Here is a 13,321-nt window from a genome sequence, read left to right on the forward strand (position 1 = left end):
CCGATGTGAACCCAGCCTTCCGAACAGCATACCGGCCCGTGGCGTCATGGAAGGCCACATTCAGAGGCCTGACACACGTCCGATCGAAGACCCCGCCGAAAGACCGGAGATATCGCTTGCCAAACAGGGGGCATCCACACACGCCCCGGGTTTACCGGAGAGTAAAACACTCGAAGGATAAGCCCCTATCAGTAACATTTTTCTTGAGGCAATGCGGGGGTCAAGTCTTCAATTCGTTTGACAAAACTCCAGCTACAAACGGCCAAGGGTTCGGGGTCAGAGCATCACTCAATACCCAAGGCTGTCCCGCAGGTTCTGCTCCACGGACCGGAGATGCGTTCTCATCGCATCTGCCGCTGCCTGACCGTCGCGCGTTGCAATGGCTTCCACGATGCGGTCATGCTGCTCGAAGCTGTGGTGGTCGCGTGGAGGCTTGCCCGGGTTGTCGCGGCGACGGCCCCAGGTCACAGCGCGGCGCACGGTCGTCATCGTGTCGAGCAAGCCGAGCAGCAGGGAATTCTGCGCCGCTTCGCCCACGGCACGGTGGAGGCGATTGTCATGATGCTCGTACTGGCGCCATGTCGGTGCCTGACGGCATTTCTGGGCGCAGGCCCGCAGTTCGTTGATCTGCGCGCCGGTGGCATTCACGGCGGCGAGACGCGCGATTTCCGGTTCAAAGGCAAGGCGCGCCGCCATGACTTCGGTCGGATTGGTGCGCAAGACAAGCGCGTTGATGTCGCTTACGCTGTCAATTGGCCGTTCGCCCATGAACGTGCCCTTGCCGACATGGCGCCAAACGACCCCTTCCCCTTGCAGGGTCGCAAGCGCCTTGCGCAGCACCGTGCGGCCCATATCCAGGGTTTCCGCCAATTCCCGTTCAGGGGGAAGGCGGCCGTCGTCGCCAAGGTCGGCGGCTTCAAGATAAGCTCGCAGTTTGTCGAGAGGCGAGACCGAGATCTGCTGCATGTTCAAACCAATCCTTGTATTGGTTCATAATCTAACGTGACGCTGGCGATGTCAACCCACGCAGCTTCCCCGCATTTACGGCTTAATACATTGAATACACGCAAATATACGCAAAGCCGCTGGAATGATCTCAGAAAACCATTGACCCAATATCCATCTCAATGCAGCATTGGTTTGCAATGGGCTTGGAGGAGCCCGATCTTGGGGAGGAAAGAAGATGGGAATTCTTGCTGACATGACGCAGTCGCGAGCCGTTGTTTCCGCTCTGGCCCTGGCTCTGGCCATTCCAGCAGCGGCGTCCGCCGATCCGATGCGCGTCGCCTTCGGCGACATCGCCACCGTCGAAACCCTTGGGCTGCTCATCGCGATGGAGCGCGCGAAGGAACAGGGCGTCGAGATCGAGACGACCTTTCTGAAAAGCGAGGACATAGCCGCGCAGGCGGTCGTCAGCGGCCAGGCGGACATCGGCATCGGCGGGCCTTACGCGCTGCTGCAGAAAGTCAAGGCGCCGATCCGGATCTTCCTGCAACTGAGCGAATTGCAGATGTATCCGGTGGTCAATACCGAATTCTATGATGAATGGGCCGACCTGGACGGGCAGGAGATCGCCGTCCATTCGCGCGGCTCGGGAACCGAGGCGATCATGCAGATGATGGCGGATAAGCATGGCATCAAGTATTCCAGCGTCGCCTATGTCCCGGGGGCCGAGGTGCGGACCGGCGCGCTGCTGCAAGGCAACGTCAAGGCCACCATCGTCGACTCCTCGGGCAAGCGGGTTCTTGAAGCCGAGGCGCCCGACAAGTTTGCCTTCCTGCCGCTGGACGGTGTCGAGGCGACCGACGAGGCGATGTTCGCCAACACGGATTACCTTGCCCAAAACCCCGAGGACGTCGCCAAACTCGTCGAGGCCGTCGTGACGACCTGGCGCGAGATCGCCGCCGATCCCACGGTCGTGGCCAAGCTGCGCGAACAGTACAACCTGTTGCCCGACGCCACGCCCGAGATGCTGGCCGAGATCGAGCCCTACTATTCGGGCATGAAGGATGCCCTGCCCATGAACGGCGGCGGAGAAGAGGCCGCGCGCAGCGACTTTGCCTTCTACACCGCGTCGGGCGCGCTCGAAGGCAATCCCGAGGAGCTGAAGGTCGAGGATTTCTGGGATCTGACCGCCCTGAACGGCGTGCTCGGCAAGATCGGAACTCAGTGAAATGAGCGTCATGTCACAGGATGTGAAGGTGGTGGCCCCGGCGGCCACCACAAGAGAGGCACTGCGCCTGTTCGCCGAACGGCGCCGGTCCTTCTGGGTGGTTCTGTCGCTTGCGGTCCTTTTCACGACATGGGAGATCGCCGGCCGCATCCCGATCAGCTTTGCCTTTCCCACCTTCCTCGACACGCTTGCGGCCTTCTTCGAGATGGTCGGGGACGGGACGATGATCCGGGCGTTCTTCCTGACGCTGCAGCCGCTGGTTCTGGGTGTTGCCGTCTCGGCGCTGCTGGGGATCACGCTGGGCATCGTCATGGGCCTGTCGGACCGGGTGGAATGGCTGCTTGCCCCTGTCTTCATCGTCTTGCAGGCCGCGCCCATGGCCGCGTTGGTGCCGCTGGTGACCTTTGTCTATGGCATCGGTCTTGTGGCCAAGACGCTGGCCGTCATCATGCTGGCACTGCCCGTGATCGTTCTGAACTCCTACAAGGCGGTGCGGCATGTGAACCCCTCGCTGGTGGACATGTGCCGGTCGTTCCAGGGCACGCGGCGCCAGCAGATCTTCAAGATCATCATTCCCGACGCCTCGCCTGTTCTTTTCGCGGGCCTGCGCCTGGGCGTGGCTGCGGGCTTCATCGGCGTCATGCTGGCCGAACTGCTGATCACCCCCACGGGGATCGGCGACCTGATCACATACCACCGTTCCGTCGCGAACTATGCGCATATGTATGCGGCCGTCGCCGCCATCATCGCGGCGTCCACCGTGACGCTGGCCCTGCTGCAGTGGTTCGAGACCAATGTCATGCGCCCCGAAAAGAGGAGGAGCTGAAATGACCGTCAACGCACTTGCGAAGGAAGATTTCGATCCCGCCAGCGTCGTCACCCATGATCCCGTCGTCCGGGTCGAGGCGATCTCCAAGCACTATGGCAGCGTGGAGGCGTTGCGCAGCATCGACCTGCAATTCGAACGGGGCAAGCTGACGACGCTGCTGGGCCCCTCGGGCTGCGGCAAGACCACGCTTCTGAAGATCATCGCGGGCCTGGTGCCGGCGACCTCGGGGCAGATCGTCGTGAACGGCCGCGCGGTCACCGGGCCGGGGCCGGAACGCGCCTTCGTCTTCCAGGACTTCGCGCTGATGCCCTGGGCCACGGTCCTGCGCAACGTGGGCTTCGGGCTGGAACTGAAAGGCATGGCCGCGGCCGAGCGCAACCGCATCGCCCGGCGCTATATCGAGGAGGTCGGGCTTCAGGGCTTCGAGGACAAGTATCCCCACGAGCTGTCGGGGGGCATGCGCCAGCGGGTCGGCATCGCCCGCGCCTTTGCGGTGAACGCCGACGTGCTGCTGCTGGACGAGCCCTTCTCGGCCGTGGACGAGCAGAACCGCCGCAAGTTCCAGGAGGATCTGCTGCGCCTGGTCGAGATGGAGCGCAAGACCTTCATCTTCGTCACCCATTCGATCGAGGAAGCGGTCTATGTCTCGGACCGGATCGTGCTGCTGTCCCCGCGGCCGGGCCGGGTGTCGAACATCATCGACCCCAGGATCGACCGCACCGCCAATCCCGACGACATCCGGCGCGACCCAGGCTATCTCGACGTGGTCGAGGAGATCTGGCAGGGCCTGCGCCATTATGCGGAGTGACCGGCCATGACCCTGTTCGGTTACCGCATTCCCATGATGGCCTCGCTGATCGTCTGGGCCCTGATCTGGGAAATCGTCGGCCAGCTTGACGTGATCTTCCTGATCCCGCCGATGAGCGCGATCATCGCCGCAGGCTTCGACCTGGTGCAGACCAATTCCTGGCAGAACGCCACGCTTGTCACGATCCGGTCCTTCGTGATTGGCATGGCCTTGGCGATCGGCATCGGCGTGCCGCTGGGCGTGATGATGGGCCGGGTGAAGATCATCGACAACATCTTCGGCCTGTGGGTGAACATCTTCGTCAGCGCGCCGCTGTCGGCTCTGGTGCCGGTGCTGATGATCCTGTTCGGGATGGGCGAGGCGACCATCGTGGTGACGGTCTTCCTGTTCGCCGTCTGGATCATCGTCCTGGATGCCCGCGCGGGCGTCATGCAGGTGCCGGCATCGCTGGTGGACATGGCGCGATCCTATGGCGCGTCGCAGGCCACGATCATGCGCAAGATCATCCTGGTCTCGGCGCTGCCCGAGATCCTTGCCGGGATCCGCATCGGGGTGATCCGGGGGGTCAAGGGGGTCGTCATCGGCCAGATCCTTGTCGCCGTGATCGGATATGGCGAACTGTTCGAACTGTATTCCCGCAGCTTCGACATGGAACGGTTCTGGGCCCTTACGATGGTTCTCTTCGCCGCGGCAATGGTGCTGTCGGCGATCGTGGAAAACGCAGAAAAACGCATCGAATACTACGCAGGAGCGAGATGATGAACGAGATGACCAAGATGGCGGACTATGTCTTCGTGCCCGAGCCCATCCCCACGATCCCCGTGGCCGGCAGCGACAAGCTGTTCCCCGTGCGCCGCATCTATTGCGTGGGACGGAACTTCGCGGACCATGCCATCGAGATGGGCCATGACCCGGATAAAGAGCCGCCCTTCTTCTTCCAGAAGAACCCCGACTCGATCGTCCCGCCCGGCAAGGACTTTCCCTATCCGACCGAGACCAGCGACGTGCATCACGAGATCGAACTGGTCGTGGCGCTGAAGTCGGGCGGCACCGACATCCCGCTGGACAAGGCCCTGGACTGCGTCTTCGGCTATGGCGTGGGCCTGGATATGACCCGGCGCGACCTGCAGGGACAGGCCAAGAAGATGGGCCGCCCCTGGGAGACCGGCAAGTCCTTCGAGGCCTCGGCGCCCTGTTCGGCCATCCATCCCGTGTCCGAGATCGGCCATCCCACGCAGGGCGCGATCCGGGTCGAGGTGAACGGAGAGCCGCGCCAGGAAGGCGACCTGAACCAGATGATCTGGAAGGTGCCGGAAATGATCTCCTACCTGTCGCGCCTGTTCGAACTGCGCCCCGGCGACGTGATCTTCGCAGGCACCCCGGCGGGCGTGGGTGCCGTGGTCCGGGGCGACGTGATGACCGGCCATGTCGAGGGCGTGGACAGCATCACCGTCAAGGTGGTCTGACATCCCCGTCGCGGCCCCTGCGGGGGCCGCTTCCTCCCGCCGGAGAGCGCAATGCCCCTGTCCTTGACCCTCGTGACCACCTTCACCTTCGTGCTTGCCGTCAGCGGCTGCATCTCTGGCTTCCTTGCCGGGCTTCTCGGCGTCGGGGGCGGCATCATCATCGTGCCGGTGCTGTATCATGTGCTTGCGGCCTTTGATGTGGACATGGCGTTGCGCGCGCATATCGCCGTCGGCACCTCGCTGGCGACGATCATCCCGACCTCTCTCCAGTCGATCCGCACGCATCGCGCCAAGGGCGCCGTGGATGCAACGCTGCTGCGCTTCTGGGCTCCTTTCGTGGGTCTAGGCGTTCTTGTCGGAGTCCTGATCGCGCGCTTCGCGCCTGGCACCTTGCTGACCGCCGTATTCGGCATGGTTGCCGCAATCGTCGCCGCCTACATGCTGTTCACACGCGAAGGCTGGCATCCCTTCGCGGCCCTGCCGGCCAAGCCGGCGCAGGCCGGCATGGCTGGCGGGATCGGCACCCTGTCGACGCTGATGGGCATCGGAGGTGGCACGCTGACCGTCCCGGTCCTCAGCGTCTTCAGCTATCCCGTGCGCCGTGCCGTGGGGACTGCCTCGGTCGTGGGGCTGATCATCGCGCTGCCGGGAACGCTGGGCTACATCTTCAACGGCTTCGGTCGCGAGGGCCTGCCGCCGCTGTCGCTGGGTTATGTGAACCTCGCGGCTTTGTTGGCGATCGTCGTGACCAGCATGTGGTTCGCGCCCATGGGTGCCCGTGCGGCTCATTCGATCGCGCCGTCGCACCTGCGCAAGGCGTTCGGGATCTTTCTGGCGATCACATCCATCAAGATGCTTGCAGACGTCTTGCCGTAAGGTCAAGGACGGCAGCATGGCTTCCCTCGGCATCCTCTTTTCCACACGGCCCGCGCTGGGGGCCGATCCACGGTCCTGCGTCCGGGTGACAACGCTCGCTCATAACTTCCATGCGGCGACACTCAGGAACTGACGCCGCCCTTATCCTCTGCTAAGGCCGGGACACGCTGGTATCAACGTAAGCAAGACAGGTTCAAGACATGGCTGATCTGCCCAACCCCGACATCATCTACACCAAGGTCGACGAAGCCCCGCAGATTGCCTCGGCCTCGCTTCTGCCGATCATCCGCGCTTTCGCCTCGGCTGCCGGAGTGACGGTGGGAACCCGCGACATCTCGCTGGCCGGGCGGATCAAAGCTGCCTTTCCCGAACGACTGACCGCCGAACAGCGCCAGTCCGACGACCTGGCCGAACTGGGCGAACTCGTGAAGACGCCCGAGGCCAACGTGATCAAGCTGCCCAACATCAGCGCCTCGGTCCCGCAGCTTGTGGCGGCGGTGAAGGAACTGCAGTCGCAGGGCCATGACATTCCCGACTATCCCGAGGAGCCGGCGACGGAGGAGGAAAAGGCGATCCGTGCCCGTTTCGACGCCATCAAGGGATCGGCCGTGAACCCGGTGCTGCGCGAAGGAAACTCGGACCGGCGTGCCGCCGTGGCGGTCAAGAACTATGCCAAGGCCAACCCCCATTCGATGGGGAAATGGTCGGCCGACAGCAAGACCTGCGTGTCAACCATGGCCGGCAACGATTTCCGCTCGAACGAGATTTCGGCCACCTTGTCCGGCGAACAGGCCGGAAAGGCGCGCATCGAACTGGTGGCGGGTGACGGTTCGGTCACCGTTCTGAAGGACGGCGTGACCTATCCGGCGGGCAGCGTGGTGGATGCCACCTTCATGTCCGCCAAGGCGCTGGATGCGTTCCTTGCCGAACAGATCGAGGCCTCGAAGCGCGATGGCGTCCTGTTCTCGATCCACCTGAAGGCCACGATGATGAAGGTCTCGGACCCGATCATCTTCGGCCATGCGGTGAAGCAGTTCCTGAAGCCGGTGTTCGACAAGCATGGCGCGGCGCTGGAGGCGGCGGGCGTGGACCCGAACTCGGGCCTCGGCACCCTGCTGGAACGGGTGGCCGCCATGCCCGAGGGCAAGGACATCCTGGCCGACATCGACGCCGTCATGGCCGACCGCCCGCCGATGTACATGGTGAACTCGGACAAGGGCATCAGCAACCTGCATGTCCCCTCGGACGTCATCATCGACGCCTCGATCCCGGCGCTGCTGCGCGCGGGCGGCAAGGGCTGGGGCCCGGACGGGAAGGCCGCGGACACCAACTGCGTGATCCCCGACAGCTCCTATGCGGCGGTCTATGAGGAGTCGGTGCGTTATTTCAAGGAAACCGGCGCGCTGGATCCCTCCACGGCAGGCACGGTGCAGAACGTCGGCCTGATGGCGCAAAAGGCCGAGGAATACGGCTCGCACCCGACCACCTTCGAGATCCCGCATGACGGGACGGTGCGGATCGTGCTGGCCAATGGCGACGTGCTGCACCAGCACAAGGTCGAGGCGGGCGACATCTGGCGCGCGGCCTCGACCCGGCAGGCACCGATCGAGGACTGGGTGAAACTGGCGATCTCGCGCCAGAAGGCCGAGGGCTGCCAGGCGATCTTCTGGCTGGACGAGACCCGTGCCCATGACGCAGAGCTGATCAGATACGTCAAGCCGATCCTGGAGGCCGAGGGCGTGTCGGACAGGTTTAGGATCCTTGCCCCGCGCGAGGCGACGCGCCTGACGCTGGAGACCATCCGCAAGGGCGAGAACTCCATCGCCATCACCGGCAACGTGCTGCGCGACTATCTGACCGACCTGTTCCCGATCCTGGAATTGGGAACGAGCGCCAAGATGCTGTCCATCGTGAAGCTGATGAACGGCGGCGGCCTGTTCGAGACGGGGGCAGGGGGATCGGCGCCAAAGCACGTCCAGCAGATCATCGAGGAAAACCACCTTCGCTGGGATTCGCTGGGCGAGTTCTGCGCCCTGGGGGAAAGCCTGAAGTTCCTGGCCGAGGCCATAGGCAATGCGAAGGCCCGCGTCCTGGGCGAGGCGGTGGACGTGGCGACCCAGGGGGTGCTTGACAACAACCGTTCGCCCTTGCCCAAGGTCGGCCAGACCGACAACCGCGACAGCCACTTCTATTTCGCGCTCTACTGGGCGCAGGCCCTGGCCGAGCAGAAGGGCGATGCCGAACTGGCCCGTCACTTCGCCCCGATCGCGAAGGCCCTGGCCGAAAACGAGTCCACGATCGTGGCCGAATTGGCGGAGGGGCAGGGCAAGCCGGCCGACCTGGGCGGCTATTACCACACCGACCCCGCCAAGGTTGAGGCCGTGATGCGCCCCTCGGCCACCTTCAACCGGATCATCGGCTGAAGCGGGACGCAACCCGCAGGCGCGCAGGTCGATGCGACATAAGGAAAAGCCATCGTCCGCTTGAAGCGGGCGATGGATGCGAAGGCACGAACGGCCGGTCAGGCACCCGAACGCCGAGGTTCAAGGGCGGGTCGAGGCCGCCCGCCGCGCGCGGGAAGCACTGGTCCCGGACGGCACCCTGATGCTGGTCGAGCCTGCGGCATCGGACCGGGTCGAGGAGAACCTCTGGGAAAAGGGAACGCATGTCCTGGGCGCACAGGCGGGCGAGGCGCGGCTGGCACGGGTTTGCCGCGATGCTGGCTTTTCCCGTGTCCGCAAGGCGACGCAGACGCCCTTCAACCTGATCCTCGAAGCGCGTCCCTGACCGCCGCAGCCACCAGTGTCCCGGCGCGCCGGGCAGCGGGGAATGCGGCGGCCCTGCGACGCCTGGGGCCCACACCCGCGATGACCGTTCAGGCCTTGGTGATCACGATCTCTGCATATTCGGACGGCAGGCGGAGAGTGCCGTCCCTGGCATCGTTGAAGCGGGCCATGAGGGAAAGCAGATCATGCTCGAAGGCCTGCTGCCCTTGCGCGTCAAGCGCCAGGAAAGCCTTGTGGATGGGACCATAGAAGCGGCGGAACTCATCCAGAAAGTCCTGCGGGGAAGCATAGCGGAAAACGAAGGACTTCAGCGTGAAGGCAATGGAGGTGGCTGCCGGGCCGAACGGCTCCTCGATCCAGGCGCGGTCACCCCAGCGGGACGGCGGCTTCAGCCCGGCAGGCGGAGGGAGATGGCGCCCCAGCGTTCGGAACACCTCGCCGATGAAGCTGTCGGGGGTCCAGTTGGCCAGCCCGAGCCTGCCGCCGGGGCGACAGACGCGCAGCATCTCGGCCGCGGCGCGGTCCTGGTCGGGGGCGAACATCACCCCGAAGGTCGAGGCGACCGCATCGAAACTGCCAGCCGCAAAGGGCAGCGCCTCGGCATCCGCCACCTGGAAGACAAGCGGCAGGCCCTCTGCCTCGGCGCGCCGCTGCCCGCGTTCAAGGAGGGCGGGCACATAGTCGGTGGACACCACCGCCGCGCCCCGGCGTGCAAGGGCCAATGACACATTGCCGTTCCCGGCAGCAACGTCGAGCGCACTTGCGCCTGCGGGCAGGTCCATCGCCTCGGCCAGGGCCTCGCCCACGATCTGGAGCGTGACGCCGATCCGGGCGTAATCGCCCGAGGCCCAGGCCGCCTGCTGGCGGTTCTTGATCGCGGCGAAATCAGGAGAGGGCAGATCGGGCGTCTTCAAGGTCGTCGTCATGTCGGTTCCTTTCACAAAAAACATCGTCCGAAGAACTGCTGGCCCAGGGGCCCGGAACGACGACAAGGCTACTCGTTCGGTCATCACCATGCTTGAGGACGGCGTGGGGATCTTGTGGTAAGATCCTGGGACTTCCGGGGGAGCAGGCGATGATCTACCGCCTGGGCAGGTTCAGCCTCGACACGGATCGCGCGGAACTGTCCGGCCCGCGCGGGCCGGTCGGCCTTGAACCAAAGGCCTATGATCTTCTTCGGCTTCTCGTGGAACGACAGGGCCGCCTGGTTACCCGGAAGGAGGCGATCGCAGCGGTGTGGGGCGGCCGGTTCATCTCGGACGCGGCGATCTCGACGGTTCTCAAGATGCTGCGCAAGGCCTTGGACGATGACGGCAAGACGCAGCGCGTCATCCGCACGATCCACGGCCGGGGCTTTCGACTGGTGGCCGAGCCGCCCGCCCATCCGCAGGAGCCAGAGGAGAACAGCGCCGTTCCCGACCGCGAGCCGGTCCCATGGGCGTCCCGGCCCAGTCTGGCGATCCTGCCATTCCGGCGCCTTGGCGCCTCGGACATCCTCGAGATGGTCGCCGACGGGCTTCCGGCCGACCTGATCAGCGGGATTTCCCGGCTGCGCTGGCTTCGCGTGCTGGCGCAGGAAACGACCTTTCGCCTCAGGGATACCGATCATCTTCCGCATTCGGCCGCGGCACGGCTGGGGGCGACCTATGCCCTTTGCGGAACCGTTGAGGTCGTGGGGGGCGGAACCTTGACGTCGATCGAGCTTTCGGACCTGCGAACGGGCGCGGTGGTCTGGGCCGAGCAGCTCGAGGGTCGCCTGGACGACCTCCACCAGACGCGTGCGGCCATATCGGCGGCCGTCCTGGCCGCCCTCGAGATCCAGATCCCCCTGAACGAGGCGTTGCGCGCCCGATCCTGCCCGACCGAGCAACTGGACGCATGGGGCGCTTATCATCTGGGGCTGCAGCACATCTTCCGCTTCACGGAAGCCGACAATGCCATCGCCACGGGCTATCTTGAACGTGCAACGCAGCTGGATCAGCATTTCGCAAGCGCCTTCGCGGCACTGTCGTTTACCAGCTATCAGATGGCGGCGATGCAGTGGACGCCCGACCGGAACCAGGCGATCAGGCAGACCCAGGCCTATGCCGAACGCAGCCTCGAGCTTGATCCGCTGGACCCTTTTGCCAATCTTGTCGAAGGGCGGCTGTTCCTTCTTCTGAACCGCCCCGAGGATGGGCAACTCTGGCTTGACCGGTCGGTGCAACTGAGCCCAAGCTATGCCAAGGGCTATTACTCGCGCGGATTTGCAGCCATGCTGGCCGGGCGGGTCGGCGACTGCCTGGCCGACATGGAGCGCGCGATGGCGCTGAGCCCGCTTGACCCGATGCTGTGTGCGATGCAGACATGCAAGGCAATCGCCTTGCATGTGGCAGGCCGGCCTGACGAAGCCGTCATCTGGGCGAACAAAGGCGCCCGGGCGCCCCATGCGCATATCGCCATGCTGATGACGGCCGTGGCGGTTTGCCATCTTGCAGGGGACCACGCCGGCGCACGAACCTGGAAGGCGGTCTTGCGCAGCCGCTATCCCGACGCGAGCCTGCGACGGTTCTTTACGGTGCTGCCATTTACGGATGCAACGCTGAGATCCCTGCTGGGGCGCGCTTTGCAAGAGGCAGGCATACTAGGATAAGGCCGAGCCGGGGCTGAAACGGCGGCTTTGCTGCCGCAGCCTCCACGCCGCTGCTGCGCCAAGCACCACCATCGCCCGCTTTGGAAAGCTGCCCCGCGGCGCCTGGCATGGCCCGGCCGTCCGTTTTGGGCGTTTCTGTCAGGCACGGCTTTTGTTGACAGCTTCTCTCCTCGGGCGGAAGCTTCTGGACCAGGCGTTCCGCTTTGGACGTCGTTTATGTGAGGTGCTTCATGAGTTCGGCTCTGATAAGGGGGCACGTCTTCATGCCCCGTCGCATTCTCCTTGCGTCTTCTCTTGTATTCGCGGGCCTTCTTGCCTCGGCGCCCCCAGGGTAAGCTGCAACGCTTCGCCTTGAGAAGGTCGTCATGGAAGGTCTGGCAAACCCGCGGGGCCTTTCCTTCGGTCCTGATGGCTGGCTTTACGCCGCAGAGGCCGGCACCGGCGGAGATGGTCCGTCGATCGTCTCCGGCGACGGCCAGACCGTTTCCTTTGGTCTCTCGGGAAAGGTAACCCGGTATCGGTCCGGGGTGCAGGAGGCCGTCATCGATGGTCTGCCCTCGCTTGCCCCCGCCGGCGGGTTCGGTGCCACGGGTGCGCACGACCTTGCCTTCTTGGACGGCGTTCTTCATGTCGTCCTGGGCTTTGGCGCGAATCCTGCCCTTCGCGCAAACCTTGCAAGCGCCCCCGGCTCTGAACTGCTGGGTCGGGTCGTCTCGGTCTCGGGCAGCACCGTTTCGGCAGTTGCCGATCTTGCCGCCTTTGAACTGGCGAACGATCCCGACGGCGAGCTGAACAGCAATCCGTTCAGCTTGGTGGCCCTGGCTGATCGCCTCGTGGTCTCGGACGCCGGAGGAAACGACGTTGTGACGGTCGGCCAGGATGGAGCCATCGCCATAAAGGCGGTGCTGCCGCAAGGCTCCTTTCAGCCGGTTCCAACAGGCGCCACCGTGGGGCCGAACGAGGACATCCTTGTCGGCCAGCTGACAGGATTTCGCTTCCCCCTCGGCGGGGCGAACGTCTTTGCTGTTGACGGGGCGGGGATGATCGACGTCTTCGCGACCGGCTTCACGAACCTCATCGACGTCGCATATGGCAACGGCAAGCTTTATGCGCTCGAGTTCGACAGCGACAGCCTGCTTGGTCCAAATACCACCGGGTCGCTGTTCGAGATCGGCGAGGATGGCCTCAAGCGTCTTGTTTTCGGCGGACTCAACAGCCCGACCGGCCTGGCGATTGGGGCCGACGGGAAGATCTTCGTTGCCGAAAGCGGCGTTTCACCGACGGATGGGCGGGTGATCCAGCTTGCCCCGGTGCCGCTTCCCGCATCCTTGCCGCTTCTGGCAGGAGGCATGGCCTTTGCCGCAGCCATTGGGTCATGGAGAGGCCGCAAGCGTAGCTGAGGGGGGACGTCACGTCGCGGAAGCCGGCCAGGCACAACCAAATTCCTGCCCTTAGCCGGCTTCCTGCGCTTTTCCCGCGACACGCGATGCGCGTGGGATATCCGTCCGCGTGATCTCGACCGCCACCAAGACCACCATCCCTGAAGACCTGTGATGCAGATCCCTGGATTTCGGAGGGAGCCCCTGCGCTTCAGAGATCAAGGGCGTCGGCATCATGACGATCTGGCCCCTCCGGACACACGAGGCAGTCCAGGTTGTTCTAACCAGTTGGCCGCAGGTCAGACAGGCAAGGGGGATCATGGCGCGGGGGCGGCCGTCCTCCACCCAAGGGAAGGCCGGCGTGACCGGCAC

The 13,321-nt window shown here is 64.4% G+C and carries 12 protein-coding genes; 10 read left to right on the forward strand and 2 right to left on the reverse strand.

The window, feature by feature from the left end; genetic code table 11:
- Positions 1 to 288: 288 nt before the first annotated feature.
- On the reverse strand, positions 289 to 966 hold the full coding sequence (locus tag IEX25_RS17320; protein WP_103174835.1) for a FadR/GntR family transcriptional regulator: 678 nt from the start codon (positions 964 to 966) through the stop codon (positions 289 to 291).
- A 217-nt stretch (positions 967 to 1,183) separates the two neighbouring features.
- Here IEX25_RS17320 and IEX25_RS17325 point away from each other — a divergent pair, with 217 nt between their 5' ends.
- From IEX25_RS17325 to IEX25_RS17360, 8 genes are all read left to right on the forward strand, one after another.
- Positions 1,184 to 2,173, forward strand: coding sequence for an ABC transporter substrate-binding protein (locus IEX25_RS17325; protein WP_229665386.1), 990 nt, complete (start codon positions 1,184 to 1,186; stop codon positions 2,171 to 2,173).
- Between the two features lies 1 nt (position 2,174).
- Complete coding sequence (locus IEX25_RS17330) at positions 2,175 to 2,999, forward strand: ABC transporter permease (RefSeq protein WP_103174833.1); 825 nt, start codon at positions 2,175 to 2,177, stop codon at positions 2,997 to 2,999.
- A gap of 1 nt (position 3,000) precedes the next feature.
- Complete coding sequence (locus IEX25_RS17335; RefSeq protein WP_103174832.1) at positions 3,001 to 3,810, forward strand: ABC transporter ATP-binding protein; 810 nt, start codon at positions 3,001 to 3,003, stop codon at positions 3,808 to 3,810.
- 6 nt (positions 3,811 to 3,816) lie between these two features.
- Positions 3,817 to 4,569, forward strand: a complete 753-nt coding sequence (locus tag IEX25_RS17340) for an ABC transporter permease (protein ID WP_103174831.1) — start codon at positions 3,817 to 3,819, stop codon at positions 4,567 to 4,569.
- A 17-nt stretch (positions 4,570 to 4,586) separates the two neighbouring features.
- Entirely contained in the window at positions 4,587 to 5,276 is a 690-nt protein-coding gene (locus IEX25_RS17345; protein WP_188716798.1) for a fumarylacetoacetate hydrolase family protein, read from the forward strand.
- A 51-nt stretch (positions 5,277 to 5,327) separates the two neighbouring features.
- Positions 5,328 to 6,152, forward strand: coding sequence for a sulfite exporter TauE/SafE family protein (locus IEX25_RS17350; protein ID WP_188716755.1), 825 nt, complete (start codon positions 5,328 to 5,330; stop codon positions 6,150 to 6,152).
- A gap of 200 nt (positions 6,153 to 6,352) precedes the next feature.
- Complete coding sequence (locus IEX25_RS17355) at positions 6,353 to 8,575, forward strand: NADP-dependent isocitrate dehydrogenase (RefSeq protein WP_188716757.1); 2,223 nt, start codon at positions 6,353 to 6,355, stop codon at positions 8,573 to 8,575.
- A 76-nt stretch (positions 8,576 to 8,651) separates the two neighbouring features.
- Positions 8,652 to 8,939, forward strand: coding sequence for a hypothetical protein (locus IEX25_RS17360; protein WP_188716759.1), 288 nt, complete (start codon positions 8,652 to 8,654; stop codon positions 8,937 to 8,939).
- An 88-nt stretch (positions 8,940 to 9,027) separates the two neighbouring features.
- On the opposite strand, the gene IEX25_RS17365 is transcribed toward IEX25_RS17360, so the two are convergent.
- Positions 9,028 to 9,864, reverse strand: a complete 837-nt coding sequence (locus IEX25_RS17365) for a class I SAM-dependent methyltransferase (protein WP_188716761.1) — start codon at positions 9,862 to 9,864, stop codon at positions 9,028 to 9,030.
- A 149-nt stretch (positions 9,865 to 10,013) separates the two neighbouring features.
- On the opposite strand from IEX25_RS17365, the gene IEX25_RS17370 reads away from it, so the two are divergent.
- Positions 10,014 to 11,570, forward strand: coding sequence for a winged helix-turn-helix domain-containing protein (locus IEX25_RS17370; protein ID WP_188716763.1), 1,557 nt, complete (start codon positions 10,014 to 10,016; stop codon positions 11,568 to 11,570).
- A 365-nt stretch (positions 11,571 to 11,935) separates the two neighbouring features.
- Positions 11,936 to 12,970: a ScyD/ScyE family protein gene (locus IEX25_RS17375; protein ID WP_188716765.1), complete on the forward strand. Its 1,035-nt coding sequence runs from the start codon at positions 11,936 to 11,938 to the stop codon at positions 12,968 to 12,970.
- The last annotated feature ends 351 nt before the right edge of the window (positions 12,971 to 13,321 follow it).

Origin of the sequence: Paracoccus acridae, from assembly GCF_014642735.1 — a bacterium.
In the GTDB taxonomy this organism is placed as follows: domain Bacteria; phylum Pseudomonadota; class Alphaproteobacteria; order Rhodobacterales; family Rhodobacteraceae; genus Paracoccus; species Paracoccus acridae.

Bases quoted from the DNA above. Each gene is read 5' to 3' on its own strand.
- IEX25_RS17320 (WP_103174835.1), bottom strand. From the start codon at position 966: ATGCAGCAGATCTCGGTCTCGCCTCTCGACAAACTGCGAGCTTATCTT.
- IEX25_RS17325 (WP_229665386.1), top strand. From the start codon at position 1,184: ATGGGAATTCTTGCTGACATGACGCAGTCGCGAGCCGTTGTTTCCGCT.
- IEX25_RS17330 (WP_103174833.1), top strand. From the start codon at position 2,175: ATGAGCGTCATGTCACAGGATGTGAAGGTGGTGGCCCCGGCGGCCACC.
- IEX25_RS17335 (WP_103174832.1), top strand. From the start codon at position 3,001: ATGACCGTCAACGCACTTGCGAAGGAAGATTTCGATCCCGCCAGCGTC.
- IEX25_RS17340 (WP_103174831.1), top strand. From the start codon at position 3,817: ATGACCCTGTTCGGTTACCGCATTCCCATGATGGCCTCGCTGATCGTC.
- IEX25_RS17345 (WP_188716798.1), top strand. From the start codon at position 4,587: ATGGCGGACTATGTCTTCGTGCCCGAGCCCATCCCCACGATCCCCGTG.
- IEX25_RS17350 (WP_188716755.1), top strand. From the start codon at position 5,328: ATGCCCCTGTCCTTGACCCTCGTGACCACCTTCACCTTCGTGCTTGCC.
- IEX25_RS17355 (WP_188716757.1), top strand. From the start codon at position 6,353: ATGGCTGATCTGCCCAACCCCGACATCATCTACACCAAGGTCGACGAA.
- IEX25_RS17360 (WP_188716759.1), top strand. From the start codon at position 8,652: ATGCGAAGGCACGAACGGCCGGTCAGGCACCCGAACGCCGAGGTTCAA.
- IEX25_RS17365 (WP_188716761.1), bottom strand. From the start codon at position 9,864: ATGACGACGACCTTGAAGACGCCCGATCTGCCCTCTCCTGATTTCGCC.
- IEX25_RS17370 (WP_188716763.1), top strand. From the start codon at position 10,014: ATGATCTACCGCCTGGGCAGGTTCAGCCTCGACACGGATCGCGCGGAA.
- IEX25_RS17375 (WP_188716765.1), top strand. From the start codon at position 11,936: ATGGAAGGTCTGGCAAACCCGCGGGGCCTTTCCTTCGGTCCTGATGGC.